Here is a 26,483-nt window from a genome sequence, read left to right as displayed (position 1 = left end):
GCCGCGGATCTGCCGCATCCAGCGCTTGCAACGCCGCCCCCCGCCTCTGACCCCGCCCCCGCGGGGTCGTCAAGAGGCGATTACATCAGATCGGACCCGCCCGGCGCCCGGGTCGACGGGGCTGATTCCGCCGTCCTTTGAGGCGGTGCCCGGCCCGCGGGCGCATGCGGGGCCCGCCGGTGCCGCGGGGCGGCTCAGGAGTGCTGGTAGGCGACGAGCGAGATGCCCACGTAGTGCACGACGAAGGCGGCCAGCGTGAGCGAGTGGAAGACCTCGTGGAAGCCGAACCAGCGCGGCGAGGGGTTGGGGCGCTTCATCCCGTAGATCACGCCGCCGGCGCTGTAGAGCAGACCGCCGACGACGACCAGCACGAGCACGGCGATGCCACCCTTGCGCATGAAGTCGGGGAGGAAGAAGACCGCCGCCCAGCCCATCGCGATGTAGCAGGGCGTGTACAGCCAGCGAGGGGCGCCGACCCAGAACACCCGGAAGGCGATGCCCGCCGCGGCCGCCGCCCAGATCGCCCACAGCAGGACCCGCCCGGTGGAGTCGGGGAGCAGGAGCAGGGTGAGCGGGGTGTAGGTGCCGGCGATGATCAGGAAGATGTTGGCGTGGTCGAGCCGGCGCAGCACGGCGGTCGCCCGCGGGCCCCAGGTGCCGCGGTGGTAGACCGCGCTCACGCCGAACAGCAGGCAGGCCGTGAGGGCGAAGATGCCGCAGGCGATCCGGCCGCGGGTCGAGTCGGCGAGGACGGTCAGCACGATTCCGGACACCAGGGCGGCGGGGAACATGCCCGCGTGGAGCCAGCCGCGGAGCCGGGGCTTGACCTGCTGGAGGGCGTTCTCGGTCGCTTCGAGTGCGGCTGACGTCATAGCCGGAATGTTACCTACGCGACCGTAGGCGACGGGAGCCGTGTGGCGGCGCTCACCTGCCCGGCGCGACACGCCCGCACATGTGGCGATCCTCACGCACAGATGGGCATGCTCAGGTGAGAGGCCCTCTGGACATATGGGCGTCCGACGCCGATCATCAGATGAGTGCGGTCGGCACCGGATGAGCGCCTACGAAGCGTCCGGGTCGCAGCCCCCACGGGGCAACAACCTACAAACCCCTCACTTAGGAGCAATCGTGGCGCGCGACAACGCGGCTCCCGGCACCGCCCCGACCAACCACCAGGAACTGATCCGCTGGGTCGACGAGATCGCGGCGATCACCCAGCCCGACCGCATCGTGTGGTGCGACGGCTCGGAGGCGGAGTACGAGCGCCTCGCCGAGGAGCTGGTGGCCAAGGGCACGTTCCGGAAACTGGACGCCGTCAAGCGCCCGAACTCGTACTACGCGGCCTCCGACCCGACCGACGTCGCGCGCGTCGAGGACCGGACCTTCATCTGCTCCGAGAAGGAGGAGGACGCGGGCCCGACCAACCACTGGAAGGCCCCCGCGGAGATGAAGGAGATCTTCGCCGGTGAGAAGGGCGTCTTCCGCGGCTCCATGAAGGGCCGCACGATGTACGTCGTGCCCTTCTGCATGGGCCCGCTCGGCTCCCCGCTCTCCGCCATCGGCGTCGAGATCACCGACTCCGCCTACGTCGCCGTCTCCATGCGCACCATGACCCGCATGGGACAGCCCGTCCTCGACGAGCTCGGCGACGACGGCTTCTTCGTCAAGGCCGTGCACACGCTGGGCGCCCCGCTCGCCGAGGGCGAGCAGGACGTGCCGTGGCCGTGCAACTCCACCAAGTACATCTCGCACTTCCCCGAGACCCGTGAGATCTGGTCCTTCGGCTCCGGCTACGGCGGCAACGCCCTGCTCGGCAAGAAGTGCTACGCCCTGCGCATCGCCTCCGTCATGGCCCGCGACGAGGGCTGGCTGGCCGAGCACATGCTCATCCTCAAGCTGACCCCGCCGCAGGGCGAGTCCCGCTACATCGCCGCCGCGTTCCCGTCCGCCTGCGGCAAGACCAACCTCGCCATGCTGGAGCCGACGATCCCCGGCTGGACGGTCGAGACCATCGGCGACGACATCGCCTGGATGCGCTTCGGCGAGGACGGCCGCCTCTACGCGATCAACCCGGAGGCCGGCTTCTTCGGCGTCGCGCCCGGCACCGGCGAGCACACCAACGCCAACGCCATGAAGACGCTCTGGGGCAACGCCGTCTTCACCAACGTCGCCCTCACCGACGACAACGACATCTGGTGGGAGGGCATGACCGAGACGGCGCCCGCCCACCTGACGGACTGGAAGGGCAACGACTGGACGCCCGCGTCCGACACCCCGGCCGCCCACCCCAACGCCCGCTTCACCGTGCCGGCCTCGCAGTGCCCGATCGCCGCGCCCGAGTGGGAGGACCCGAAGGGCGTGCCGATCTCGGCGATCCTCTTCGGCGGCCGCCGCGCCTCGGCCGTCCCGCTGGTCACCGAGTCCTTCGACTGGAACCACGGTGTCTTCCTCGGCGCCAACGTCGCCTCCGAGAAGACCGCCGCCGCCGAGGGCAAGGTCGGCGAGCTGCGCCGCGACCCCTTCGCCATGCTGCCGTTCTGCGGTTACAACATGGGCGACTACATGGCCCACTGGGTCAAGGTCGGCGCCTCGGCCGACGCCGCCAAGCTGCCCAAGATCTACTACGTCAACTGGTTCCGCAAGAACGACGCGGGCAAGTTCGTGTGGCCCGGCTTCGGCGAGAACAGCCGCGTGCTGAAGTGGATCGTGGAGCGCCTGGACGGCAGCGCCGAGGGCGTCGAGACCCCGATCGGCGTCCTGCCGACCCGCGAGTCGCTCGACACCGACGGCCTCGACCTCTCCGACGACGACCTCGACTTCCTGCTCAAGGTCGACACCGAGGTCTGGCGCGAGGAGGCCGCCCTGGTCCCCGAGCACCTCAACACCTTCGGCGACCACACGCCCGCGGAGCTGTGGGACGAGTACCGCTCCCTCGTCGCACGCCTGGGCTGACCCCGGTCGGCAAACGGCCCCGGAGCACACCGCTCCGGGGCCTTCCGCCGTTCCCGGCCGCTCACCCGCGCCCGCCGCGCTCCTCCAGGTAGCGGGTGTGGATCTCCTGGCGCCGCGCCGCCGCCTCGTGCACCGCGGCCGCCAGGCTCCCGGCCTCCGCGCGCAGCGCCGCCACCTGGCGGTCCAGATGACGCACCGCCCCGTCCCCGCCCGGCCCGCGTCCACCACCGGGTCCGCAGATAGGCGTCCACCGCCTCCGGCACGTCCTGCCGGACCGCCCTGCGGAGCGTGTGCATCGCCTCCGGGTCCGCGATCAGCACCTCGGCCGTCCAGCCCGGCGCGAGCAGCGCGGCGAACAGCCCGGTCAGCTCGTCGAGACCGGCCCGCGCCGGGGCGGGCAGACCGGCCGACGCCAGATGGGCCCGCAGCGCGGCGAGGTCCTCGCGCAGCGCGTCCGGATGCTCGGCCGGAGCCGGGAAGACGGGCGCGGGCGGCCGCTCCGGCGGCGCGAGCAGCGCGCCCGCCCCGTAGAGCCCCGCCACCACGAACGGCCAGTAGGCGCCCGCGAGTCCGGTGAACGTCAGCCCCAGACCCACCAGGCCGAGCGCCGAGCCGGTCAGGTTCTTCCGCGACCCGGCGTAGCGCAGCGCCCCGCTACTGATAGCCACGGATCTCCCCGAAGGCCCCGTCCAGCGAACCGGCCGTCGCGTCGAAGACCCTGCCGCCGGTCAGCGCCGCGATGTCCTGGAGCTCCCGCCGGTCGGAGTCGCCGAAGACGATGGGGAAGACCGGCGTCTCACGGCGCCCGGCCGGCAGCGCCCGGTAGTACGCGCCGAAGTCGGCGGCCCGCGGCCCCGCGGTGTTCTCCCCGTCGGTCATCAGCACCACCGAGGTGAACGCGCCGGTCCCGTCGCCGAGATGCTCGTACGCCTCCCGCAGACTGCCGAAGATCGCCGTCTCGCCCTGCGCGGTGAGCGCCTCGGCGTCCGCGCGGATCGCCTCCCGCGCGGTACCGGGGCGCGCCGGGTCCACGGTGTGGGTGCGCACCTGCTTGACCGCCGAACCGAACGGCATCAGCGTCACCTCCTCCCGGTCGCGGAAGTCGGAGGTGAGCCCGGTGAGCGCCGCCTTCAGCCGGTCCAGCCGGTCACCGTGCATCGAGCCCGAGGTGTCCAGCACGTACACCGTGCGCGACGGCCGCCGCAGCCGGTTGTCGTACGCCTCCAGCAGCCCGTCGGCGACCGACCGGGTGCCGGGGAACGGCAGTTCGCGCCGCTGCCCGGAGCCGAGCCGGCCGTCCGGCGCCACCCCGACGGCGACCGGCCGGCGCAGCGTCCGCGCGGTGATCTCCCGCTGGGCCCCGGCCCCGCGCAGATACGCGGTGAGCCGCCGCCCCGCCTCCCGCTGCCCGGCCGGGGCCGAGGTCAGCAGGGTGAACGGGTAGTCGGCCGTGACCACTCCGTCCTTCGGCCGCAGGACCGTGAGCCCGGCCCCGTCGTCGCGGTTCATGGACAGCAGCACCGACTCGTAGTTGACCAGCGCGTCCACCGTGGTGCGCCGGGTGTACGCGGTGGCCAGCCACCCCGAGGACCCGGAGGTGAGCCGCTGCCCGGCGAAGAACTCCCTCAGCCGGGGCGTGGCCTTCGCCACGTCGGCGTCGGTGAGCGCCGACTGCGCGCCGGACAGACCCGAGGCGACGGAGACCAGGGCGGCGAAACCGGAGTTGGAGCGCACCGGGTCGGTCATCCCGTAGGTCAGCTCCCCGTCGGCGACCGCGCGGTGGATCCGCGACCAGGTCACCTCGCCGTCCTTCCAGCCCAGCCGCTTCGCCGTCTCCTCGCGCACCCCGACGGCGACCGGGGACGTCATGACGGCCGTCTCGCTGCTCAGCCGCCCGGCGATGCCGGGCCGCAGCCGCAGATAGTCGTTGGAGGACAGCCACACCGCGTCGTACTTCCCGTCGGCCCGGCCCGACGCCACCTCCTCGACGGCGTCGAGGGTGCCGCTCCAGGTCGGCGACACAGAGACCCCGGTGGCCCGGCGCGCCTCCTCCAGCACCGGGAGCATGTCCTGAAGTTCGCTGGAGGCCAGCACCCGCAGGGTGACGGGCGGGCCCTGCCCCTCCCGGTCGCCGTCCCCGCCACCGCCGTCCGCGCCGGTGCACCCGGCGAGCAGCGCGAGCCCGAGCACGGCGGCGGCGACGGCCGGGCGCCGCGCCGGCCGCGGCTCCCCGGCGCGGACGCGGCCCGGCGGACGGACCGCCCGCCGCAGCACGCCCGCCAGGGCGCGGCGGCTCATGACGCACCGCCGTCGGCCGGGTCCGCCGCACGGGTCCGCTCCAGATACCCGCTCGCGGTCCGCAGCTCACCGGCGAGCGACTCCACGGTGGCCGCCATCGACTCGGCGGCCTCGGCCCTGTACGCGTCGATCGCGTCGAGGGTCCGGTAGATCTGCTGGAAGGCCGAGCGCAGCGTCTCGGCGCCGACCGCCGGGTCCGCCGCGATGCGCTGGATCCCGCCGCTCTGGGTGGCGAGCATCTCCGCGTTGCCCCGGACCAGTTCCTCGGTCGTCGACCGGAGCGTGTCGACCTGCGCGGCGACCCGGCGCTGGCTCTCCAGCGCGGACGCCAGCATCACCGCGATCCGCAGCGCGGAGACCGTGGTGGTGGCGGCCCGGTCCACGCCCTTGACGAGTTCGTCGTTGTTGCGCCGCACGACGTCCATCGCCAGGTACCCCTGGGCGCAGACGGCGAGCTGGGTGAGCAGGTCCTGGTGCTTCTGGCGGACCGGGAACAGGACGTCCGCGCGCAGGGCGCCGGCCCCCTCAGGGTCGGCCGCCTCCACGGCGGCGATCCGCCCGGAGACGGCGGTGTCGAGCGCTCCGGTGAGGACGGTGTACTCCTGGAGCCGCCCCATGGTCTCCCACAGCCGGGCCCGCTCGGCGGCGAGCGCGGCGTTGTCCCGGCGCAGTTCGTCCTGGCCGCCGCGCAGCGAGCCGACGATCCGGTTCAGCGTCGCCTGCGAGGAGGCGTACCGGGCCACGTGGTCACGGAACCTGTCGCCCCCGGGCAGCCGGGACAGCAGCCTGCGCGCGCCCCTGCCCGGGGTGTCGCGCGGGTCCAGGTCCTCGACGGCGCGCCGCAGTTCGACCAGCGACGCGCCGACCCGGGCCTGCGCGTCACCGCCGTCGCCGGCCAGGGACTTCACGGTGCGGTCCAGCATCCGGTTGGACTGCTGGGCGGCGCCCTTCATCTCGCCCTCGCCGAGCCGGTCGATCTCCCCGACGCGGCGCGCGAACTCCGGTGACCTGGCGTCCACACCGGTCAGTGACGCGACGAAGTCCGCGGCGCGCCGGGCCATCTCCTCGCGCACCGCCCCGTCCAGCGGCACCAGTCCGGCCGCCTGCTCGGCGTGGACGGGCGGCACGGGCTCGGGCGGGGTGAGGACGAGAGGTACGGTCTGCTCGTTCATGCCGGTCATTCCCCCTACGACCGGGCCCGCTGGGCCATCGTGCGCAGGACCGCGGCGGTCGGCACGGGCGCCTGGCGGACACCGGTCAGCTTCTGGTCGAGACGGTCGGTGTGCCCGGCGGTCGCGGCGGTGAACTCGGCCGCCGCGCCCTGCGGCCGGAAGCCGTGCCGGACGGCGAGCGCCCGCAGACCGGCGTCCGAGGCGAGCAGCGTGCCCAGTTCACGCCCGCTCCCGGTGAACGGGACCAGGGTGTGGTCGCTGGAGACGGTCGTGTCCGGGTAGAGCACGATCAGGTCACCCGGGTCCTGCCCCTGGAGCAGCAGTGCGGCGACCTGCGACTCGTAGACGAGGACCAGCGGGTTGCCGACCCCGCTGACGAAGTCGCGGAACGGGGCGTCGCTGCCGGTCTGCTGGGCGCCCTGCACCCGGATGAGCTTCCTCAGCAGCGGCGCGGTGCGCTCCACCGCCGCCTCGTCGGCCGCCACCCGCCCGCCGTCCGCGACGTACGAGGCGGCGGCCAGGTACAGCGCCCCGGAGTTGGAGGCGACGGGATCGGTACTGGTCACGAAGACCGTGCCCGACAGTTCGGCGTGCGCGTCGGCGCCCCTCAGCTGCTGCCAGGTCCGGTCGTCGGCCGCGGCCCGGAGATACGGCTCCATGCGCAGGGTGCCCCTGGCCGCCCCGGTCATGGTGACCAGGCCGTTGCCTGCCAGCACCTGGGCCGCGGCCCGGTGCGCGACCACCACCAGCGGCGAGTAGAACGGCCGCAGCGGGCCCGCCTGGATCGCCGACCGGCCGCGCAGCGCGTCGGCCGGCGCCTTGGACGACGGGAAGGCGAAGTCCTGTCCCTGAAGGGACTGCTGGTCCATGTCCCAGGACCCGGCCGTCTCCGTCGTCACGGTGAACCCCTTGGCAGCAAGGGCCTTCACCACCTCCGGGTCGGCGAAGAACTCCGCCTTCTCCGACCCGATCACCCCGCGCACGGTCTTCGTTGCCGTGCCCGTGTCCCGGCTGTCGCGGCCTGCGACGAGGGCGGCTGCCACGCCCCCGATCAGCAGCACCGCCAGGACGATTCCCACGATGCGTCTCACGGCTGAAGCGTGCGCGCGGAAACCCACATTCCGGAGCGCGTCCGGTGTACGGGGGGTGAAGGGGTGATCCCAGTACGCAACCGGAACCGGCCACTTCGGCGCGGTCGCGGAGCCGGGGGACACCGGGAGCCGCCCGGCGGGGGCGCCCCGGTCCTGCCGGGGCCGGCCGGCGCACGGGCGCGCCCGGCACGGGAGCCGGAGAGGGGAGAAGGGGAGAGGTGGCAACCCGGTCCGCGGCCTCCCCGGCCGCGGACCGGGGCCGTCAGGAGGTGCCGACCAGGTGGCGGCTCTTCAGGGCGGCCGCGTGCGCGTCCATGCGCTGGGCGGCCAGGATCGCGACGGCCGTGTCGGCGCGGGACGCGGCGACGACCAGGGCACGGCCCGCGAGGGCGTGCGCGCGGCGGTGGAGGGCGGCGTCGTCGGAGCGGCTGAGCGCCGCGTGCCGCGCCGGCGGTGCGCCGCGCAGCCGGGCCACCTGCGCGGCGACGGCCTCGGCGGCCTCGTCGAGACCGAGCTCGTCGGTGACGGCGAGCAGGGCGGCGAGATGCCCGGCGAGCTGGATGTCCAGCTCCTCCTCGCGGCTGCGGTGGGGCGACTGCGCGGGGTCGGCCACCGAGTGGACCGACTTGCTGCGGATCGGCTCGTACATGGGGATGGCCTCCTGCTCACGGTCAGGAGACCATCCTACATTGGATTCAGTCTAAAGTTGATGCCGTTCGCGAGATCGCCCCCGCCCGGGGCCGGTGCTCAGTGCTGGCCGTAGCCGTCCAGGAAGGTGCCGATCCGGGTCACCGCGTCCGCCAGGTCGTCCGCCGACGGCAGCGTCACGATCCGGAAGTGATCGGGTTCCGGCCAGTTGAAGCCCGACCCGTGCACGACCATGATCTTCTCGGCCCGCAGCAGGTCCAGCACCATCTGCCGGTCGTCCTTGATCTTGTAGACCGCGGGGTCGAGCCGCGGGAACAGGTACAGCGCGCCCTTCGGCTTCACGCAGGTGATGCCCGGGATCTGCGTCAGCAGGTCGTACGCGGTGTCGCGCTGCTCCAGCAGGCGCCCGCCCGGGAGCACCAGCTGCTCGATCGACTGCCGCCCCCCGAGCGCCGTGGCGACCGCGTGCTGCGACGGCATGTTGGCGCACAGCCGCATGTTGGCCAGGATCGTCAGGCCCTCGATGTACGAGGAGGCGTGCGCCTTCGGCCCGCAGACCGCGAGCCAGCCCGAGCGGTAGCCGGCCACCCGGTAGTTCTTGGAGAGGCCGTTGAAGGTCAGGACCAGCAGGTCCGGCGCGATCGCGGCGGTCGGCGTGTGGGTGGCGCCGTCGTAGAGGATCCGGTCGTAGATCTCGTCCGAGCAGACCACCAGGTTGTGCCGCCGGGCGATCTCGGTGAGCGAGCGCAGCATCGCGTCGTCGTAGACCGCGCCGGTGGGGTTGTTCGGGTTGATGATCACGATCGCCTTGGTGCGGTCGGTGATCTTCCGCTCGATGTCCGCCAGGTCGGGCATCCAGTCCGCCTGCTCGTCGCAGCGGTAGTGCACGGCCGTGCCGCCGGACAGCGAGACCGACGCCGTCCACAGCGGGTAGTCGGGCGACGGCACGAGCACCTCGTCGCCGTCGTCGAGCAGGGCCTGCATCGACATCTGGATCAGCTCGGAGACGCCGTTGCCCAGGTAGACGTCCTCGACGTCGAGGTCGATCCCCTTGGTCTGGTAGTGCTGCATCACGCCGCGGCGGGCCGAGAGCAGCCCCTTGGCGTCGCCGTACCCGTGGGCGCTGCCGACGTTGCGCAGGATGTCCTCGAGGATCTCCGGCGGGCACTCGAAACCGAAGGCCGCGGGGTTGCCCGTGTTCAGCTTGAGGATGCGGTGCCCCGCCGCCTCGAGCCGCATCGCCTCCTCGAGGACCGGGCCCCGGATCTCGTAACAGACATTGGCGAGCTTCGTGGACTGGATCACCTGCATGCCGTGAGGCTACCGGGGTCCGGAGGTGATCGCTCCGGACCGCGGTCCGCGAAAAGCATGGGGCGAATATCCCGGTTTGCTGCTTCCGCTGGCAGGGCCGCCCGGCGTCCTTCGAAAGGGGGCTCCCGCCGGGCGGCGGCCTGCGATTCCCTCGATCGGCGACCGGGTGTTGCGCTCGTCACCCGGGCACCCCGGACGGGTGGTGTCCGTGCGATAAGGTGTGCGTCCGCGCATGTCAGGACCGACCCGGGAGGTGAGCCCGATCTCCGCAGCAGCAGGCCGGGTGCCCTCCTCCACAGGCCGTGCGGTCCACCGGGTGTAGGTGACCGCGAGGGCGCCCTCGGGTACCCGAAAGGCTTTCCATGCCGGTTCCGCCGACATCCCCCGCTCTCCCCTCCGTCGTCACCACCCTGCGTGCCGCGGGCTGCGTCTTCGCCGAGGACGAGGCCGCGCTCCTCGCGGCCGCCGCCCGCGACACCGCCGAACTGCACACCATGGCCGCCCGCCGCGCCGGCGGCCTCCCGCTGGAACACGTCGTCGGCTGGGCCGAGTTCCGCGGTCTGCGGATCGCCGTGGACCCCGGTGTCTTCGTCCCCCGCCGGCGGACCGAGTTCCTCGTCGAACGCGCCGCCGCCCTCGCCCCGCCCGGCGCCGTGGTGGTCGATCTCTGCTGCGGTTCCGGGGCGCTCGGCGCCGCCGTGGTCCACGCGCTCGGCGGCGGCGAACTCCACGCCGCCGACATCGAGCCGGCCGCCGTGCGCTGCGCCCGCCGCAACGTCGCGCCCTTCGGGGGCCGGGTCCACCGGGGCGACCTCTACGCGCCGCTGCCCGCCGGGCTCAGGGGCCGGGTCGACGTCCTGCTCGCCAACGCCCCCTACGTGCCCACCGGCGAGATCGCCCTGCTGCCCGCCGAGGCGCGGGACCACGAGCCGCGGGTCGCGCTCGACGGCGGCGCCGACGGTCTGGACGTCCAGCGCCGGGTCGCCGCCGGGGCGGCGCGGTGGCTCGCCCCCGGCGGGGTGCTCCTCGTCGAGACCAGCGGCCGGCAGACGCCGTGGACGGTGGCGGCGTTCACCGCGCACGGCCTCGTGCCGCAGGTCGAGGTCTGCGGCGAACGGGAGGCCACCGTGGTCAGCGGCACCTTGGCGGCGGTGGCCCGGTAGGCATGCGAGAAGCCCCGGGGGGCGGCGGGCCGCTCCCCGGGGCTTCTCGGTCACCGTGCCCTCAGGGCGTCGTGACGGTACGTCAGGCGTTGATGCAGGTGTTGCCGATCGCCGGGTTCAGCAGCCCGATCACGTTGATCGAGTTGCCGCAGACGTTCACCGGGATGTGGATCGGGACCTGGATCACGTTGCCCGAGAGCACGCCCGGGGAACCGACAGCGGCGCCCGCGGCACCCGCGTCGGCCATGGCGGGCGTGGCACCGCCGAGGGCCAGGACGAGACCCGCGACCACGGCTGCAGCCTTCTTGTGCATCATTTCGATCCTTTCAGCAGGGGCGCGGTACGCGGCGCGGCCTTCGCGCCGCGCAGCCGCATCAGGGGTGCTGCGGGCGTGCGCCTCCGCAGACTGGTAACGATTCGCTTCCCGATGGGAAACCGGTCGGAGACCGCCGGTTCGAAAAGTCACTCGTATGCCTCACCGATAATGGGTCGAACCGTTGAGCGGAATCCATCAATGAATTCATGATGATGTGATGAATGAATGTGCGAAGAGTCGGCATTTCCCGGGGAAATGGCCGGAACAGGGGAATGCCCCCGTGCGCGGGGCGCACGGGGGCATTCTCGCCGCTGCGTCAGTCGCGGGCGGAGACGCCGTTCTCCGACAGGATCGGGATGTCGCTGAGGATGTGCGACAGGGGCTCGTCGCCCTTGGCCTGCGTCGAGTTCTCGACGCACTGCTGGTTCTGCGGGGCGGACAGGATCGGGATGTCCTGGACCGCGATCGGGACGAGGCCGACCAGCGAACCGACGTTGGCCTTGGCCGGCAGACCGATGCAGGGCTTGTTGAGCGAACCCTGGACCAGGCTCATCTGCGGGCTCATGTCGCCGTGGGTGGCGGCGTTGCCGTAGGACTGCGAGGCGCCGGTGCCGCTCTCCGAGAAGGTGCCCTCGTTGTCGCCCACGGCGAGAGCCTGCGGGGCCATGGCCGCGCCGGCGCCCACCATCGAAGCGGTGACCATGGCCGTCGTCAGAATCTTCTTGATCACTTACTTGTCCCTTTTCTTTGTGAACGCGCGAACGCGGTGCAGCCTGATCAACAGATGGCCGCCGCGTTTGGTTGCGGGCGTTCACCCGAATGCCGCACCCCGGTCGGATTGCTCCGCCGGAGGCAGTGCGGGCGGGCGGGGAGGTGAATGGATTCTTCACTCCGGAGGGCCCGGTCGGGTGCGGCACAATGGGCGGATCCCATCGAGTCGAGCGAGTGGTGAATTCCCTATGACAATGTCGACTTCCGGAACTCTGTCCGTCGAACAGCGGGACAGGCGGGGAGGGCGCCGTGCCGCGCGGACCCCGGTTCCGGACGGGATCGGGGCGAGCCGCGCCTTCGCGTGGATGCTGGTGGTCACCGGGGCCGCGGGGGTGCTGGCCGCCTGGGTGATCACCATCGACAAGTTCAAGCTGCTCCAGGACCCGGGCTTCACCCCGGGATGCAGCCTGAACCCGGTGGTCTCCTGCGGCAGCATCATGAAGAGCGAGCAGGCGGCCGTGTTCGGCTTCCCCAACCCGATGCTGGGCCTGGTCGCCTACGCGGTGGTGGTCGCGATCGGCGCCGCGCTGCTGGCCGGCGCCCGCCACCGCCGCTGGTACTGGCTCGGGCTGAACGCCGGCTGCCTGTTCGGCGTCGGCTTCTGCACCTGGCTGATGCAGCAGTCGCTGTACGAGATCAACGCCCTGTGCCTGTGGTGCTCGCTGGCGTGGACGGCCACCATCGTCATGTTCTGGTACGTCACCGCCCACAACGTCCGGCACGGCGTGCTGCCCGCGCCGGCCGCGCTGCGCACCTTCTTCGGCGAGTTCGCCTGGGCACCGCCCGTGCTGCACATCGGCGCCGTCGGCATGCTGGTCCTGACCCGCTGGTGGGACTTCTGGACCTCCTGACCGCCCCCGGACCCCGTCCCCGCGGCGGGTCCACGACGCACGGGAGCCCCGGCCGCCTGACGGCGCCGGGGCTCCTGTGCGGTGCGTCAGTCGCGGACGGAGGCGCCGTTCGCGGACAGGACCGGGATGTCGTTCAGGATGTGCGACAGGGGCTCGTCGCCCTTGGCCTGCGTCGAGTTCTCGACGCACTGCTGGTTCTGCGGGGCCGACAGGATCGGGATGTCCTGGAGGGCGACCGGGATGGCGCCGACGAGGGAGCCCACGTTGGCCTTCAGCGGCAGGCCGACACACGGCTTGTTCAGCGAGCCCTGCACGAGGCTCATCTGCGGGCTCATGTCGCCGTAGGTCTCCGCGTTGCCGTACTCCTGGGAGGAGTCGTTGCCGCTCTTGGAGAACGTGCCCTCGTTGTCGCCGACGGCCATAGCCTGGGGTGCCATCGCGGCACCGGCGGCAGCCACGGAGAGCGAGAGAGCCGCCGTAGCCATAACCTTCTTGAACATGTTCCGTCCTTCTGTTTCGGAATTGCCCACCATCGGAGCTGCCTGCCCAACCGTGGTCATTGGGATTTGGTTCTCTCGGTTCACTCCAAAGGCCCTCTTCCGCACGGCTGCTGACGCAGGGCCCGAACAGCGATACGGGAGCTGATCAGCCGCCCAGCGAAATTCCGCCGAGCATCGGCGTGGTGGCGGCGACGGTCTTCAGGACCTGCTCGGGGGCGTTTCCGCGCAGATTGTTGAGCTCCATCACGGCCTCGGTCGCCTGCCCGGCGGCGGGCCCGGCCTGGGTGACGTCGTCGAGCTGCGGAAGGGTGGAGACCGCCTCGGCGACACCGCCGTTGAGGCTCATGGGGACGGATTCGGCACCGGCGGCGAACGCCGGAGCGGCCGCGCCCAGCGCCGCCACGGAACCTGCGAGCACGACAGCGGCCCTCGAGTACTTCATTCTTCACATTCCTGTTCCCGGCGGTGTTCTCCGCCGTCACAGGGCTAACGAGCGGCCCCGCGAGGGGAAACCCTTTCCGGCGGCGCGTGCCTGGCGCGTGCACGCGGGCGGCCCGCGAGGACTATGAACGAGCAACTCGCCCCGAAGTTGCGCGATATCACACGATGGAATGGATCGCGGGTACAGGGGGCGCGCGACACGCCGCGCACAACGTGCCTGTACGAGGCGGAAATACAAGCACACCCAGATGGTCGAACGACCGAGTCCGACGTGATTTCCAACTAGCTTTCTGACAAAGTGCACTCCTGTTTTGTCGCCTTGACCGAAAATGGGGAGCCAGTCATGCCGAAGTCGTCAGGCTTCGCTGCGCGAGGCGTCCGGTGCGCACTGCTGTGCACGGCGCTTTCCCTCGCTCCGATCACGGCCGCCGCCGCCCCCGGGAGCGCCGCCCCCGCCGAGTCGCCCCGCATCGCGTTCACCGAGCGCTACCACGCGGTGCACCACGGCGGGATCGTCCGCGTGGCCAACTCGGCCATCACCTGCCGTACCCCGCGGACGACCGCGGCCGCCTCCTGCGCGGCGCTGCGGCGCGGGGCGGACGGCGCCAACAGCGACTACGACATGTTCTACGCCGACCTCGACGACGACCCCAACACCTACAACTCCACCCGCGCCGCCCTCGCCCTGCCGGAGGACTCCGAGGTCCGCTACGCCCGCCTGTACTGGGGTGGCAATCTGCGGGTCGGGGAGCAGAAGCCCCCGAAGGACAACGGCCGGGTCCTGATCGCGGAGCCCGGCGGGCGCTACAAGGAGGTCCTCGCCGACACCCGGATCGCGCACCGCGACGCCGACGGCAAGGACGCCTACCAGGCGTCCGCCGACATCACCCCGCTGGTCCGCGGCAGCCGCTCGGGCCTCTGGACGGTCGCCCAGGTCAACGTCGCCATGGGCCACTCGGCCGCGGGCTCCTGGGGCGGCTGGACCCTGGTCGTCGCCTACGAGGACGAGCGCGAGCCGCTGCGCGAACTCGCCCTCTGGGACGGCTTCGAGACCGTCGGCGGCGGCCGCGCCGCGCACGAGGTGACCCTCGGCGGCCTGGGCGTCGGGCCCCGCTCCGCCGGACGCGCCGGGATCGTCGCCTACGACGGCGACCGCGGCGCGAGCGGCGACTCGGTGACCGTACGCGCCCCCGGGCGGGCCGCCGTGCCGCTCACCGATCCGGCCAATCCGCGCACCGACGCGATGAACTCCACCATCACCGACCTCGGCCGGCCGCTCGCCGGAACCCGTCCCGCGTACCGCAACACGCTGGGCTACGACTCGGACGTCGTCGACATCACACCCGCCCTCGACGCCGGGGCGAAGGCGCTGACCTTCCGCTTCACCGGCGAGGAGGACGGCTTCTTCCTCGGCGCCCTGTTCGTGCAGGCCGACGCGCGCCGCTGAGCAACCGCCCGCCACCGCCACCGCGTTCACGCCTGTTCGAAAAGAGTCCCATGTGCTGCACAGAGACCGGACCGAGAAGAGCCGGCTGACGGTGTTCCACCTGGTCCAGCCGGTCGAGGGAGGGGTGGCACGCGTCGTCACCGACCTGGTGCGCGCGCAGATCCGCGCCGGCGTACGCCCCGTGGTCGCCTGCCCTCCCGGCGGGCCCCTCGCCGCCGAGGCCGCCGCCGCCGGTGCCACCGTCCGTCCGTGGACCGCCGAACGCTCGCCCGGCCCCTCGCTCGCCCGGGAGGTGCTCACGGCGTCCCGACTGATCCAGGACGCCCGGCCGCATGTCGTCCACGCGCACAGCGCCAAGGCCGGGCTCGCCGGACGGCTCGCCGTCCGCGGCCGCGTCCCCACCGTCTTCCAGCCGCACGCCTGGTCCTTCGACGCCGTGCAGGGCCGCGAGGCCCGCCTCGCCCTCGGCTGGGAGCGGTACGGCACCCGCTGGTCCACCCGGACCCTGTGCGTCAGCGACAGCGAGCGCCGGGCGGGGGAGGCGGCCGGGATCCGGGCCCGCTGGACCGTCATCCGCAACGGGATCGACCTCGCCCGCTTCCCGGACGACGCCGAGGGCCGCCGCAGGACCGAGGCCAGGACCGTCCTCGCCGCCGGCACGGGGGCGCCCCCGCCCGGGGGCACCGGCGCCCCGCTGGTGGTGTGCGTCGGCCGGCTCTGCCGCCAGAAGGGCCAGGACGTGCTGCTCGCCGCGTGGCCCGCCGTCGCCCGGGCCGTCCCCGGCGCCCGCCTGGCACTCGTCGGCGACGGCCCCGACGCCGCGTCCCTCGGCGCCGCCGCCCCGCCGGGCGTGCTCCTGGCCGGCCCGCGCGACGACGTCCGGCCCTGGCTGTACGCCGCCGACGCCGTGGTGCTGCCCTCCCGCTGGGAGGGCATGGCGCTCGCCCCGCTGGAGGCCATGGCGTGCGGCCGGCCCGTCGTCCTGACCGACGTCAGCGGCGCCCGCGAGAGCCTCCCGCCGGGGGAGGAGGACCACCTCGTCGTCCCGCCGGAGGACCCGGCCGCGCTCGCCGCCGCCCTCGTCCGGCTGCTCCTCGACGACCGGCTGCGCACCCGGGCCGCCCGCCGGGCCGCGGCGCACGTCCGCGCCTCCTTCGACGTGCGGCGCACGGCCGGGGCCGTGCTCGGCCTGTACCAGGAACTCCTCAGCACGCACCGACCCCTGACCAGGAAGCGCACCCAACGATGACGACGGAGAGCGCCCCCGCGCCCCACCCGGCCTCCCTGACGGCCACCCGCCGGGTGCCCTCGGTGCACCCGCCGCGCGGCGCCGCCGGACGCCGGCCCGCCGCGCACGCCAGACGCCGCATCCGGCACCGGAGACGGCCCTTCGCACTGCTCGCCGCCGACGCCGCGGCCGCCTGCCTCGCGACGCTGCTCGTCCCCGCCGTGCCATGGCCCGCGCCGGCCGCCGCCGTGCTGCTCGCCCTCGCGGGCTGCGCGCTGCACACCTGGCGGGGCCTGTACCGCCGCAGCCTCTCGCCGTCCGCGCTCGCCGAACTGCCCGCGCTCTTCCTGCTCGCCGTCGTCCAGTGGTACGCCCTGGCCGAGGCGTTCACCGCGTACGCCCCCCACTACGCCACCGGCCCCGCCGCCGTCGCCTGCGGCGCCGCCCTCCAGGCGCTCCTCGCCTGCGCCGGCCGGGCCGCCGTCCACCGGGCCCGCCGGCGGACCGCCGCGCGCCGGCCCCGCTCCGCGCTCGTCGTCGGCCGGGGCCCGGTCGCCCACCAGGTCACCGCCGCGCTCTACGCCCACCCCGGCTACGGGATGCGCCCCGTCGGACGCGTCGACCTCCACCACGTCGGCGGACCGGCCGACCCCACCACGCTGCCCGTGCTCCTCACCCCCGAGGACGTCAGCCGCGCCGTCATCCAGAACGCGGTGCGGCACGCGCTGTTCACCGCGCCGCCCGAGAACCCGGCGCTGGCCGGGCTCTTCGCCGAGCACGGCTGCCGGATCTGGCTCGTCGACGGCGGCGCCGCCGATCCGGCCGGCGGGCCCGCCGGCCCCCGGGTGCCGCGCCAGGACCACCTGTGGGGGTTCGCCGTCCGGCCGCTGGAGACGGCCGTCCGCCGGGCGACCGCCGCCCGGGCCGCCAAGCGGGCCATGGACGCCGCCGTCGCGGGCGTCGCCCTGCTCGCCGCGTCCCCCGTGCTCGCCGTCTGCGCGCTGGCCGTGCGGTGCGCCGACGGACCCGGGGTGATCTTCCGCCAGGAACGCGTCGGCCTCGACGGCGAACCGTTCACCCTGCTGAAGTTCCGCACCCTGCGCCCCAGCGACGAGCACGAGTCCGCGACCCGCTGGAGCGTCGCCCGCGACCGCCGGATGAGCCGCACCGGCAGCATCCTGCGCCGCACCTCGCTCGACGAGCTGCCGCAGCTGTGGAACGTGCTCCGCGGCGACATGAGCCTGGTCGGCCCCCGCCCCGAACGGCCCTACTTCGTCGCCAAGTTCAGCCACACCTACCCCGGCTACGCCGCCCGGCACCGGATGCCCGCCGGCATCACCGGACTCGCCCAGGTCAACGGGCTGCGCGGGGACACCTCCATCGAGGAGCGCGCCCGGTTCGACAACCACTACATCGACACCTGGTCGCTGTGGCAGGACGTGTGCATCCTGCTGCGCACCGTCGCGTCCCTCTTCCGGCCCGGAGGCAGCTGACCATGGCCGCCACCGTCCCGGCGGGCCCGGCCGCCGCACCCCCGCTCCGGATCCCCGCCGGGCACCGGCTGCTCCTCGTGCCGCTGCTCGCCACCGTCCTGCTGCTCGCGCTGCCGCTCGGGGAGGGCGGCGGCCCGGGCACGGTGGCCCCGGCCGACATCGCCTCCGGGGTCCTGGTCCTCGCCTGCCTCGTCCAGGTGCTGCGGGAACGGGCCCGCCCGCTGACCCGGGCCGCCGCGGCCGCCTTCGCGCTGCCCGTCGCCGGGTTCGCCGTCGCGACCGTCACCGCCGCCGACCCGGCGGCCGCGCTGCCCGGACTCGTGCGCTACCTCCAGGTGTTCGTCCTCGTGCCGTGCGCCGTCGCGCTGCTGCTGCGCGACGCCCGCGCGTTCCGCGCCGTCACCGGCTCGCTGGTGGTGCTGGCGATCGCCCAGGGCGCGCTGGGGACGTACCAGTACGCCACCGGCACCGGTGCCTCCTACATGGGCTCCGACATCCGCGCGGTCGGCACCTTCGGGCCCACCGACGTGATGGGCATGGCCACCGTCGTCTCGTACGGGCTGCTGGCCGCCCTCGCCCTCGCCCTGCGCACCCCGCCGGGCTCCCCGCGCTGGCTGCGGCCCGCGGCCTTCGCCGCCGCGGGCGCCCTGCTGGTGCCCCTCGGCCTCTCCTTCAGCCGGGGCTCCTGGATCGCCACCGGCGTCGCGGCCCTCGCGATGATCCTGCTCACCGGGGTGCGGCAGGCGGCCAGGGCCCTCGCCGTCCTCGCGGCCCTCGCCGTCGTGCTCGCCGGCGGGCTCGGCGTCGGCTCCGAGATGATCTCCCAGCGGATCGGCAGCATCACCCGGGTGACCGCGGCGCCCGACCGCTCGGTCACCGACCGGTACACCATGTGGGCGGCCGCCGCGGCGATGTGGCGCGAACAGCCCGCGACCGGCGTCGGGCTCAAGGGCTTCCCCGCGCACCGCGACGGCCACGCGTCCATCGGGCTCTCGGCGGGCAGCGACACGGCGGGCGCGGGCCGGTCCTTCGCGAAGCAGCCGCTGCTGTCGCCGCACAACATGTACCTGCTGATCCTCGCCGAACAGGGGCTGGTCGGGCTCACCGCCTTCCTCGCCTCCTGGACCGCCGTGCTGGCCGGCGCGGTCCGCCGGCTGCTCCGCCCCGGCGCCGCGGCCGGGCCCGCCGACTGCGGCCTGGCGGCGGTCGGCCTGATGCTGTGGCAGACCGTCGACTTCCTCTACGCGGACATCGGGGGCCCGTCCACCGTCCTCACCGGTGTGATCGTCGGCCTGACGGCCCGCTGGGCCCTGATGCCGGCCCCGCTCGCCCCGCGCGCCCCGGAAGCGGCGGCACGGGGATGACCCCCCGCGACACCCCGGCCCCCCGCGCCGCCCCCGCCCGCCGGCCCGGCCCCCCGGCCCCCCGGGTCGACCCCGCCTGGCAGGGCGGCGGCTCCGGCACCCCGGCCGGCCCGCCCCCGCCGTCCACCCGCCCGGCACACGTCGACCCGGCCTGGACGGGGGAGGACGCGGGCCTCGCACCCGCGCGGCCCGGGGCCCCGGACACCCCCCGGGCGGTCCGGGACGACCCCCCGGTCCGGGACGCCGAGGCCCTCCCCGCCGGGACGGCACCGGCTTCCGCCGTGCCCGCCGCCCGGGGCCGGGGGCGGCATGCCGCCCCGCGGGGCGGGCGGCTCGGGCGGGGGCTGGTCAGGGCGGCGGTGGTCAGCGGGGTGCTCACGGTGGCCGGGGCGGTGCTCGGGCTGTTGCGGGACCAGACGATCGCGCACCTCTTCGGGGCCAGCTCCGAGAGCGACGCGTTCCTCATCGCCTGGACCGTGCCGGAGCTCGCGGCAACCCTGCTCATCGAGGACGCCATGGCGCTGCTGCTGGTGCCCGCGTTCAGCCACGCCCTCGCCCGCAAGGACGACCCGGGAGCCGTACGGGACCTGGTGTCCGCGACGTTCCCGCGGCTGTTCGCCGTCCTGGTCGGCGTCGCGGCCCTGCTGATGGCCGGCGCGCCGCTCGTGGTGCGGCTGCTCGCGCCGGGCTTCGGCGACCCGCGGCTCGCCGTCGAGTGCACCCGGCTGACCGCGCTCACCGTCCTCACCTTCGGCGTCACCGGCTACTTCAGCGCCGCCCTGCGCGCCCACGGCAGCTTCCTCGCGCCCGCCGCCGTGTACACGGCGTACAACGCCGGGATCATCGCCACCACCCTCGCCCTGCACAGCCTCTGGGGCGTACGGGCCGCCGCCGCGGGCGTCGCCGTCGGCGGGGCGCTGATGATCCTCGTCCAGGCCCCGGGCTTCGCCCGCCACCTCGGCGGCCTCGCACCGCTGGCCCGCCCCCGCCGGACCAGGGGCACGCCCCTGATCGGCGCCGCGCTCCTCGCCCCCGTCGTGCTGTTCGCCGTGAGCCGCCAGGCGCAGGTCCTCGTCGAGCGCTTCCTCGCCGCCCCGCTGCCCGCGGGCGCGATCTCGCACCTCAACTACGCCCAGAAAGTGGCGCAGATGCCGATGGTGCTGTCGCTGATGGTGTGCACGGTCACCTTCCCCGTCGTCGCCCAGGCCATGGCCACGGGCGACCGGGAACGCGCCAGGCGGCGCGTCGAGGAGGACCTCGCCATGGCCGGCACCGTCGTCCTGCTCGGCACCGCCTACGTCGTCGGCTACGCCCCCGCGATCATCGACGTCCTCTTCCGCCGGGGCGCGTTCGACGCGCAGGACAGCGCCACGACCGCGGGCGTGATGCGGGTCTACGCCGCCGGGCTGCTCGGCCACTGCCTGGTCGGCGCGCTCGGCCGGCCGTTCTTCTCCGCCGGCCGTCCCACCTGGTTCCCCGCCGCCGCGATGGCCGTCGGGCTCGCGGTCACCGTCGCGGCCGGCGCCGCCGCCGTCGGCCCGTACGGCGTGCACGGCATCGCCGCGGCCAACGCCGCCGGCATCAGCGTGACCGCGCTGCTGCTGCTGCACGGCCTCGGGTCCCGGGTCGTCGTCATCGAGGTGCGCGCCATCGGCCTGCGGATCGGCCGGCTGGCGCTCGCCGCCGCGGCGGCCACCGGCGCCGCCCTGATCGCCGCGCCCGTGACCGGCGGCCCGGTCGTCTCGCTGGCCGCCGGCGTCCTGCTCGTCCCCCTGATGTTCCTCGTCACCGCCCGGGCCCTCGGGGCACCGGAAGCCGTTCACCTGCTGGCCCTCGTGCACCGGAGGCTGCGTCATGACCGATGAGCAACGACCCCCCCACGCGGAAGGCACCGCCCGCCGGGCGTGGCCGTGGATCTGGATGTACCACGCGGTCGGCGACCCGACCGACGACCCCTACGGCATCACCGTCGCGCCCGAACGCCTCGACCGGCAGCTGCGGACGCTGCGCGCCCGCGGACTGCGCGGGGTGTCCGTGACGACCCTGCTGCGCGCCCACGCCCGGGGCCGCGCCGCCGGTCTCGTCGGGCTCACCTTCGACGACGGGTACGCCGACTTCGTCCGCTCGGCGCTCCCGCTGCTGCGGCGCCACGGCTGCACCGCCACGCTGTTCGTGCTGCCGGGACGGCTCGGCGGCGCCAACGACTGGGACCCGAAGGGCCCGCGCCGCCCGCTGGTGACGGCCGGCCAGATCCGGGCCGCCGCCGCCCAGGGCACCGAGATCGGCTCGCACGGACTGTTCCACCGCGACCTGACCGCGCTGACCGACGCGCAGCTCCGCGACGAGACGGTCCGCTCCCGCGACCTGCTGCGGGAGATCACCGGCCGTGCGCCGGCCGGCTTCTGCTACCCCTACGGCACCACCGACCGCCGCGCCGCCGACGCCGTGCGGGACGCCGGCTACGCGTACGCCTGCGCCATCGCCCCCGGGCCCGCGGCCGGCCCCTACGCCCTGCCCCGCACCCACATCAGCCACGCCGACCGGCGCGCCCGGCTGGCCGTCAAGTACCTGCGGCACCGGATGCGCCCCGCGCCCGGGTTCGCGCCCGTCGCCGTGCCGCCGGCCGTCCAGGAGGCGTCCCTGTGAAGGTCCTGCACATCGTCACCGGCCTCGGCGTGGGCGGGGCTGAGCAGCAACTGCGCCTGCTGCTGCGGCACCTGCCCGCCCCGTTCGCCTGCGACGTGGTGACGCTCACCAACCCCGGCGCGGTGGCGGCCGGGCTGCGCGCCGACGGGGTGTCCGTCACCCACCTCGGCATGGGCGGCAACCGGGACCTCGGCGCGCTGCCCCGCCTCGTCCGCCTCGTCCGGCGCGGCGGCTACGACCTCGTCCACACCCATCTCTACCGGGCCTGCGTCTACGGGCGGATCGCCGCCCGCCTCGCGGGCGTGCCCTCGGTCGCCACCGAGCACTCGCTCGGCGAGGCGGAGATCGAGGGACGCCCGCTCACCCGCGCCAACCGCGCCCTCTACCTGGCCACCGAGCGGCTCGGCGCGGCGACCGTCGCCGTGTCGCCCACCGTCGAGGCACGGCTGCGGGCCTGGGGGGTGCCCGGCCGCCGGATCCACGTCGTGCCGAACGGCGTCGACGCCGACCGGTTCGCCTTCGACGCCGCGGCCCGCGCGGCCGTCCGGCGGCGGCTCGGCCTCGCCGAGGACGTCTTCGTCGTCGGCGGCGTCGGCCGGCTGGTGCCGGGCAAGCGGTTCGACCTGCTGGTCGAGGCGGTCGCCGCGCTGCCGGACGCCGTGCTGCTGCTCGCCGGCGACGGGCCCGAACGCGAGGAGCTGCGCGCCCTGGCGGTGCGCCTCGGGGCGGCCGGCCGGGTGCGGCTGCTCGGCGAGCGCGCCGATGTGCCCGCGCTGCTCTCGGCCATGGACGCCTTCGTCTCGGCGTCCCGGGAGGAGGCGTTCGGCCTCGCCGTCGTCGAGGCCCTGGCCGCCGGTCTGCCGGTGCTGCACGGCGTCTGCCCGGCCGTCGACGACCTGCCCGCCGGCCACGCGCCCGGCGCCACCGCCCTCCACGGCACGGGCACCGGCGAACTCGTGGCGGCCCTCGCCCCGCCGGCGTCCCGCCGCCCCGGCCGGCTCGCGCCGCCCCCGGCCGTCGCCCACTACGACATCGCCCGCACCGCCCGGCTGCTCGCGGACGTGTACACCCGCTGCGCCCGCCCGTCCCCCCACGTCCCCCGCCCGGCGCCCCCGCACGTGCCGCCGCGGGACGCGACCGGGCCGAAGCCGGCTTCCGCGAGCCCGCCCCCGGTGACGCGGGGCGCGGCCCGGGTTGACCTGGCCTGCGCGGGTTCGCCTGTGGCCGCCGCGGGGCCGTTCCCGGTGAGCCCGGGTGGCGCGCCCCCGGAGCCTGTGGCGGCCGTGGGGCCGTTCCCGGTGACGCGGGGCGCGGCCCGGGTTGACCCGGCCTGCGCGGGTTCGCCTGTGGCCGCCGCGGGGCCGTCCCTGGTGAGCCCGGGTGGCGCGCCCTCGGAGCCTGTGGCGGCCGTGGGGCCGTTCCCGGTGACGCGGGGCGCGGCCCGGGTTGACCCGGTCTGCGCGGGTCCGCCTCCGGCCTGCGCGGGGCCGTTCCCGGTGAGCCCGGATGGCCCGCCCCCGGAGCCTGTGGCGGCCGTGGGGCCGTCCCTGGCGAACCCGCCTCCGGCGCCCCCGCGCCCCACGCCCCCGGGCTCCGTGAGCCCTGCCCCGTCGACTGTGAACCCCGCCGCGTCGACTCCGATCCCCGTCCCTACCGAGGAAGCAGTACGCCCATGACCGCCAGACACGAGCACGAGCGGCCCGCGCCGGCCCCCGGCCGCAAGCGCCGCCTTCTCGCCATGTTCTCCTCCGGGCCCGCCTGGTGGCCCGTCCCGGTCCTCGCCGTGGCCGGTACGGCCGCCGGTCTGCTGCACGGCCTGGTCACGGATCCCGAGTACGCGGCGACCAGCTACGTCGTCGCGGTGCCCGCCAAGGGCGCGGAGCCGGGCGCCGCGCTGGGCTTCGCCCAGGCGTACGGCCGGATCGCGACCAGCGACGCCACGCTCGGCTACGCGCGGGTCGCGGCCGGGGTCCCCGCGTCCGAGCTGCGCGACCGGGTGACGACCGAGACGTCCCCCGACTCCCCGATGATCGCCGTCACCGGCACGTCCACCCGGCCCGGCGAGGCCGCCGACATCGCCAACGCGGTCGCCGACGCCGTCTTCGTCAGCAGCAACGAGGTCTCCAAGAACACCGGGGTGCGGCTGATGCTCTTCTCCCGGGCCGTCACCCCCGCCGAGCCCGTCTCGCCGTCCCTGCCGCTGGGCACGGCCGTCGGCGCCTGCGCGGGCGGTCTGATCGGCGGTCTGGTGCTGCTGGTCCGGCCCCGGCGCACCCGCCCGGCGACCGCCGCCACCGCCGTGCCCGCGCCCGCGCAGCCGCTGGGAGCCGCCGCCGAACGGGAGCGGGTGTGACCCGGGAGGGCGCGCCCGAGGCACCGGGCGTCACCGTCACCCTGTGCCGGGACCCGCGGGCGTTCACGGCGCTCGCCCCGGAATGGGGGCGGCTGCACCGCGCCTGCGGCGTTGCCACACCGTTCCAGAGCCACGCCTGGCTCGACTCCTGGTGGCGGTCGTACGGCGTCGAGGGCCGGCTGCGGCTGGTCCTCGCGCGCCGCGACGGCCGGCTGATCGGCGCCGCGCCGCTGATGCTGGTGCACCGGCCGATGCCGCTGCTGGTGCCGCTCGGCGGCGCGATCTCCGACTACGGCGACCTGCTCGTGGACGACGGCGACGCGGACCAGGCGCTGCGGTCGCTGCACCGCGGCCTGGAGAAGGCCGCCCGGCACGCCGTGATCGACCTGCGCGAGGTGCGGCCGGGCGCCGTCGCCGAGCGGCTGTACGAGCTGTGGGCGGGGCCGCGGGCCCGGCTCGACGACTCGGTCTGCATGGAGCTGCCGGCCGTTCCCGTCGAGGATCTGGTGGGCCGGATGCCGAGGTCGCGCGCCCAGCGCGCCCGCGCCAACCTCCGCAGGCTCGACGCGCTCGGCGTCGTCGCCACCACCGTCCCGGCGGCGGACGTTCCCGCGTCCGTCGACCGGATGCTGCGGCTGCACGAACTCCAGTGGCGCGGGCGGGGTGTCAACGTCGAGCACCTGCGGCCGCGGTTCCGCGAGCACCTGGTGCGTGCGGTGAGCCGCATGACGGCGGAGGACACGGCGACGCTCACCGAGTTCCGGATGGACGGAGAGGTGGTCGCCGTGGGGCTCGCCCTGCGGGCAGGCCGACTCAGCGGCAGCTACTTGTACGGCGCCCATCCGGTGCTGCGCGAACGCAAGGCGGACATCGCGACGATGCTGATGGCGCAGGACGCCCGGCAGGCGGCCGGCCACGGCCTCGCCGTGCTGAGCATGCTGCGCGGCTCGGAGCCGTACAAGAACCACTGGCGGCCCGAACCGGTCACCAGCGGACGGCTGCTGCTCGCCCGCCCCGCGCTGGAGCCGCTGCTGCGGCTGCACGAGTCGCGCGCCCGGATGCGGGACCGCGCGGCGGAGGTCGTGCGCACCAGACTGCCGGCCGCGCGCGAATGGCGCGGCCGGCTCAACGACTGGCGGGCCGAGGGGAGTTCGGTCAGAACGGCTGGGCCGACGTCCCGGGGAGGCTGACGCACAACTGCTCCTCGGGCACCCACGCGGCGACCCAGTCCCGGAAGTCCGCTGGCATGCACCAGTCGTAGGCGTTCGGCCCGTCGTCGACGGGCACCGGCGCCGGCTCGGCGGGGGGCTCGGACGGCGGTGCGGACGGGACCGGTTCGGCCGGCGCGGGCTCCGACGGCGCCGGGGAGGGCTCGGCCGGGCCGGAATCCGCAAACAGCTTCGAGCGGAACACCTTCGAGGACTCCGGATTGCTTTCGCACTGCCAGACACCGTGCGGACAGTAGTCTGTGATGGTCTGGTAGAGCGGCTTGTGCCGGTCGATCCATTCGAGCATGCGGCGCATGTACTCGGGATTGTCACCGTTCCGGAAAAGACCCCATTCCGGATACGAGATCGCCTTGTCGTGCTCCGCGGCGAAATCCACGTGCTTCTGCAATCCGTACGGCGCATTCACCTGGTCGTCGAACGACTCGCCGGGAGGCTGGTCGTACGAGTCCATCCCGATGATGTCCACGACGTCGTCGCCGGGATAGCACTCGGTCCAGGGGACGGCGTCCAGGCCGCGATTGGGAGCGAAGTCGAAACGGAACTTCTGCCCGGGGACGGAGCGCATGGTGGTGACGATGCTGTTCCAGTACGCCTTCCAGGCCCGCGGGTCGGGACCGCAGCGGTGGGTGTACGTGGTGCCGTTCATCTCCCAGCCGAGCACGATCACCGTGTCCGGGACACCGGCGTCGACCAGGCGCGTCGCGAGGGTGCGGTAGTGGTGGTCGTACTGGCCGCGCGCCCCGGCCCGCAGCAGCTCGGCGACGGCCACGTCCGGCAGCCGGTCCTCGTTGCGGTCCAGCATCGGCACGTTGAGGACGAACATCCGGTCCTCGGCGCCCTGCCGCCACCGGGCCCAGGGGCGCAGGAATTCCGGCCGGCCCTCGATGTTGGTCCACAGATCCCCGGGGAGATACGTGTGAGCCACTTTCAGATCCCGCCCGCCGAGCCATTCGGAGAGTTCCGACATGCGCGCTATTCCGGGCGGACCGTAGTGGAGATACGCGCCGACGGCGGTCTCTCCCTCCGCTGAGGCGGGAGCGGTTCCGTCACCGGCCGGTCCGGCTTGTGCCGTGCCGCCGGCCAGGCCGCCCGAGACAAGAAGTCCGGCTGCGACCGTCGCTATGCAGGTGGTGATGAGACGGTGCCTCTGTGGCATTGCCTTCCTCCTTGTGGAGCCTTTTGTGCGACTGACCCGACGGTAGGCAGAAA

Annotated in this window: 22 protein-coding genes and 2 pseudogenes; 12 read left to right on the top strand and 12 right to left on the bottom strand. The window is 74.3% G+C overall.

Going from position 1 to position 26,483, the window contains the following annotated elements:
• Window positions 1–194: 194 nt before the first annotated feature.
• Window positions 195–872 carry a PAQR family membrane homeostasis protein TrhA gene (gene trhA / locus JE024_RS13170; protein WP_205373776.1) on the bottom strand — a complete coding sequence of 226 codons (678 nt, stop codon included), beginning with the start codon at window positions 870–872 and terminating at the stop codon, window positions 195–197.
• A gap of 256 nt (window positions 873–1,128) precedes the next feature.
• On the opposite strand from trhA, the gene JE024_RS13165 reads away from it, so the two are divergent.
• The gene (locus tag JE024_RS13165; RefSeq protein ID WP_205373775.1) at window positions 1,129–2,952 is read left to right on the top strand and encodes a phosphoenolpyruvate carboxykinase (GTP); all 1,824 of its coding nucleotides are present in this window, start codon (window positions 1,129–1,131) and stop codon (window positions 2,950–2,952) included.
• Between the two features lie 61 nt (window positions 2,953–3,013).
• On the opposite strand, the pseudogene JE024_RS13160 reads toward JE024_RS13165, so the two are convergent.
• From JE024_RS13160 to JE024_RS13135, 6 genes and pseudogenes are all read right to left on the bottom strand, one after another.
• Window positions 3,014–3,599, bottom strand: a pseudogene (locus tag JE024_RS13160) (hypothetical protein).
• 7 nt (window positions 3,600–3,606) lie between these two features.
• Complete coding sequence (locus JE024_RS13155) at window positions 3,607–5,250, bottom strand: vWA domain-containing protein (protein ID WP_205373774.1); 1,644 nt, start codon at window positions 5,248–5,250, stop codon at window positions 3,607–3,609.
• On the bottom strand, window positions 5,247–6,422 hold the full coding sequence (locus JE024_RS13150; RefSeq protein WP_244882819.1) for a toxic anion resistance protein: 1,176 nt from the start codon (window positions 6,420–6,422) through the stop codon (window positions 5,247–5,249). Before JE024_RS13150 ends, JE024_RS13155 begins: the two co-directional genes overlap by 4 nt.
• A gap of 14 nt (window positions 6,423–6,436) precedes the next feature.
• On the bottom strand, window positions 6,437–7,540 hold the full coding sequence (locus JE024_RS13145; RefSeq protein WP_205373772.1) for a hypothetical protein: 1,104 nt from the start codon (window positions 7,538–7,540) through the stop codon (window positions 6,437–6,439).
• Between the two features lie 235 nt (window positions 7,541–7,775).
• A complete protein-coding gene (locus JE024_RS13140) occupies window positions 7,776–8,162 on the bottom strand; it encodes an SCO4983 family protein (protein ID WP_205373771.1) in 387 nt (128 codons plus the stop codon).
• 98 nt (window positions 8,163–8,260) lie between these two features.
• Window positions 8,261–9,472, bottom strand: coding sequence for a pyridoxal phosphate-dependent aminotransferase (locus JE024_RS13135; protein ID WP_205373770.1), 1,212 nt, complete (start codon window positions 9,470–9,472; stop codon window positions 8,261–8,263).
• Between the two features lie 362 nt (window positions 9,473–9,834).
• Here JE024_RS13135 and JE024_RS13130 point away from each other — a divergent pair, with 362 nt between their 5' ends.
• Window positions 9,835–10,635 carry a putative protein N(5)-glutamine methyltransferase gene (locus tag JE024_RS13130; protein WP_205373769.1) on the top strand — a complete coding sequence of 267 codons (801 nt, stop codon included), beginning with the start codon at window positions 9,835–9,837 and terminating at the stop codon, window positions 10,633–10,635.
• Between the two features lie 82 nt (window positions 10,636–10,717).
• On the opposite strand, the gene JE024_RS13125 is transcribed toward JE024_RS13130, so the two are convergent.
• Together JE024_RS13125 and JE024_RS13120 are read right to left on the bottom strand one after the other, a co-directional pair.
• On the bottom strand, window positions 10,718–10,951 hold the full coding sequence (locus JE024_RS13125; RefSeq protein ID WP_205373768.1) for a chaplin: 234 nt from the start codon (window positions 10,949–10,951) through the stop codon (window positions 10,718–10,720).
• 316 nt (window positions 10,952–11,267) lie between these two features.
• Window positions 11,268–11,681 carry a rodlin gene (locus JE024_RS13120; RefSeq protein ID WP_187742093.1) on the bottom strand — a complete coding sequence of 138 codons (414 nt, stop codon included), beginning with the start codon at window positions 11,679–11,681 and terminating at the stop codon, window positions 11,268–11,270.
• 229 nt (window positions 11,682–11,910) lie between these two features.
• On the opposite strand from JE024_RS13120, the gene JE024_RS13115 reads away from it, so the two are divergent.
• A complete protein-coding gene (locus JE024_RS13115; RefSeq protein WP_205373767.1) occupies window positions 11,911–12,573 on the top strand; it encodes a vitamin K epoxide reductase family protein in 663 nt (220 codons plus the stop codon).
• 86 nt (window positions 12,574–12,659) lie between these two features.
• Here JE024_RS13115 and JE024_RS13110 read toward each other — a convergent pair whose 3' ends face one another.
• Both JE024_RS13110 and JE024_RS13105 read right to left on the bottom strand, forming a co-directional pair.
• Window positions 12,660–13,073: a rodlin gene (locus JE024_RS13110; RefSeq protein WP_205373766.1), complete on the bottom strand. Its 414-nt coding sequence runs from the start codon at window positions 13,071–13,073 to the stop codon at window positions 12,660–12,662.
• Window positions 13,074–13,218: 145 nt separating this feature from the next.
• Window positions 13,219–13,515, bottom strand: coding sequence for a hypothetical protein (locus JE024_RS13105; protein WP_205373765.1), 297 nt, complete (start codon window positions 13,513–13,515; stop codon window positions 13,219–13,221).
• A gap of 342 nt (window positions 13,516–13,857) precedes the next feature.
• On the opposite strand from JE024_RS13105, the gene JE024_RS13100 reads away from it, so the two are divergent.
• From JE024_RS13100 to JE024_RS13060, 9 genes and pseudogenes are all read left to right on the top strand, one after another.
• A complete protein-coding gene (locus tag JE024_RS13100; RefSeq protein ID WP_205373764.1) occupies window positions 13,858–14,961 on the top strand; it encodes a DUF3344 domain-containing protein in 1,104 nt (367 codons plus the stop codon).
• Window positions 14,962–15,013: 52 nt separating this feature from the next.
• Entirely contained in the window at window positions 15,014–16,210 is a 1,197-nt protein-coding gene (locus JE024_RS13095) for a glycosyltransferase family 4 protein (protein WP_205373763.1), read from the top strand.
• Window positions 16,207–17,682: an exopolysaccharide biosynthesis polyprenyl glycosylphosphotransferase gene (locus JE024_RS13090; RefSeq protein WP_205373762.1), complete on the top strand. Its 1,476-nt coding sequence runs from the start codon at window positions 16,207–16,209 to the stop codon at window positions 17,680–17,682. Before JE024_RS13095 ends, JE024_RS13090 begins: the two co-directional genes overlap by 4 nt.
• Before the next feature lie 2 nt (window positions 17,683–17,684).
• Complete coding sequence (locus JE024_RS13085) at window positions 17,685–19,046, top strand: O-antigen ligase family protein (protein ID WP_205373761.1); 1,362 nt, start codon at window positions 17,685–17,687, stop codon at window positions 19,044–19,046.
• The gene (murJ, locus tag JE024_RS13080; protein WP_205373760.1) at window positions 19,043–20,911 is read left to right on the top strand and encodes a murein biosynthesis integral membrane protein MurJ; all 1,869 of its coding nucleotides are present in this window, start codon (window positions 19,043–19,045) and stop codon (window positions 20,909–20,911) included. Before JE024_RS13085 ends, murJ begins: the two co-directional genes overlap by 4 nt.
• The gene (locus JE024_RS13075; protein ID WP_205373759.1) at window positions 20,901–21,692 is read left to right on the top strand and encodes a polysaccharide deacetylase family protein; all 792 of its coding nucleotides are present in this window, start codon (window positions 20,901–20,903) and stop codon (window positions 21,690–21,692) included. Before murJ ends, JE024_RS13075 begins: the two co-directional genes overlap by 11 nt.
• Window positions 21,689–22,783, top strand: a pseudogene (locus JE024_RS13070) (glycosyltransferase); the annotation flags it as partial. The gene JE024_RS13075 and the pseudogene JE024_RS13070, both read left to right, overlap by 4 nt.
• Before the next feature lie 581 nt (window positions 22,784–23,364).
• The gene (locus JE024_RS13065) at window positions 23,365–24,045 is read left to right on the top strand and encodes a YveK family protein (RefSeq protein ID WP_205373758.1); all 681 of its coding nucleotides are present in this window, start codon (window positions 23,365–23,367) and stop codon (window positions 24,043–24,045) included.
• A complete protein-coding gene (locus JE024_RS13060) occupies window positions 24,042–25,235 on the top strand; it encodes a GNAT family N-acetyltransferase (RefSeq protein WP_205373757.1) in 1,194 nt (397 codons plus the stop codon). Before JE024_RS13065 ends, JE024_RS13060 begins: the two co-directional genes overlap by 4 nt.
• On the opposite strand, the gene JE024_RS13055 is transcribed toward JE024_RS13060, so the two are convergent.
• The gene (locus tag JE024_RS13055) at window positions 25,201–26,430 is read right to left on the bottom strand and encodes a glycoside hydrolase family 26 protein (RefSeq protein WP_205373756.1); all 1,230 of its coding nucleotides are present in this window, start codon (window positions 26,428–26,430) and stop codon (window positions 25,201–25,203) included. The two genes, JE024_RS13060 and JE024_RS13055, sit on opposite strands and share 35 nt — an antisense overlap.
• Window positions 26,431–26,483 lie beyond the last annotated feature (53 nt).

The organism is Streptomyces zhihengii, from assembly GCF_016919245.1.
Lineage (GTDB): Bacteria > Actinomycetota > Actinomycetes > Streptomycetales > Streptomycetaceae > Streptomyces > Streptomyces zhihengii.
This window is presented reverse-complemented; position numbering and strand designations above follow the sequence as displayed.

What these genes read in the sequence shown, in the direction of transcription:
- JE024_RS13090 (WP_205373762.1), top strand. Translation starts at nt 16,207, where the DNA reads ATGACGACGGAGAGCGCCCCCGCGCCCCACCCGGCCTCCCTGACGGCC.
- JE024_RS13140 (WP_205373771.1), bottom strand. Translation starts at nt 8,162, where the DNA reads ATGTACGAGCCGATCCGCAGCAAGTCGGTCCACTCGGTGGCCGACCCC.
- JE024_RS13130 (WP_205373769.1), top strand. Translation starts at nt 9,835, where the DNA reads ATGCCGGTTCCGCCGACATCCCCCGCTCTCCCCTCCGTCGTCACCACC.
- trhA (WP_205373776.1), bottom strand. Translation starts at nt 872, where the DNA reads ATGACGTCAGCCGCACTCGAAGCGACCGAGAACGCCCTCCAGCAGGTC.
- JE024_RS13055 (WP_205373756.1), bottom strand. Translation starts at nt 26,430, where the DNA reads ATGCCACAGAGGCACCGTCTCATCACCACCTGCATAGCGACGGTCGCA.
- JE024_RS13125 (WP_205373768.1), bottom strand. Translation starts at nt 10,951, where the DNA reads ATGATGCACAAGAAGGCTGCAGCCGTGGTCGCGGGTCTCGTCCTGGCC.
- murJ (WP_205373760.1), top strand. Translation starts at nt 19,043, where the DNA reads ATGACCCCCCGCGACACCCCGGCCCCCCGCGCCGCCCCCGCCCGCCGG.
- JE024_RS13105 (WP_205373765.1), bottom strand. Translation starts at nt 13,515, where the DNA reads ATGAAGTACTCGAGGGCCGCTGTCGTGCTCGCAGGTTCCGTGGCGGCG.
- JE024_RS13150 (WP_244882819.1), bottom strand. Translation starts at nt 6,422, where the DNA reads ATGAACGAGCAGACCGTACCTCTCGTCCTCACCCCGCCCGAGCCCGTG.
- JE024_RS13075 (WP_205373759.1), top strand. Translation starts at nt 20,901, where the DNA reads ATGACCGATGAGCAACGACCCCCCCACGCGGAAGGCACCGCCCGCCGG.
- JE024_RS13065 (WP_205373758.1), top strand. Translation starts at nt 23,365, where the DNA reads ATGACCGCCAGACACGAGCACGAGCGGCCCGCGCCGGCCCCCGGCCGC.
- JE024_RS13115 (WP_205373767.1), top strand. Translation starts at nt 11,911, where the DNA reads ATGACAATGTCGACTTCCGGAACTCTGTCCGTCGAACAGCGGGACAGG.
- JE024_RS13110 (WP_205373766.1), bottom strand. Translation starts at nt 13,073, where the DNA reads ATGTTCAAGAAGGTTATGGCTACGGCGGCTCTCTCGCTCTCCGTGGCT.
- JE024_RS13155 (WP_205373774.1), bottom strand. Translation starts at nt 5,250, where the DNA reads ATGAGCCGCCGCGCCCTGGCGGGCGTGCTGCGGCGGGCGGTCCGTCCG.
- JE024_RS13100 (WP_205373764.1), top strand. Translation starts at nt 13,858, where the DNA reads ATGCCGAAGTCGTCAGGCTTCGCTGCGCGAGGCGTCCGGTGCGCACTG.
- JE024_RS13085 (WP_205373761.1), top strand. Translation starts at nt 17,685, where the DNA reads ATGGCCGCCACCGTCCCGGCGGGCCCGGCCGCCGCACCCCCGCTCCGG.
- JE024_RS13135 (WP_205373770.1), bottom strand. Translation starts at nt 9,472, where the DNA reads ATGCAGGTGATCCAGTCCACGAAGCTCGCCAATGTCTGTTACGAGATC.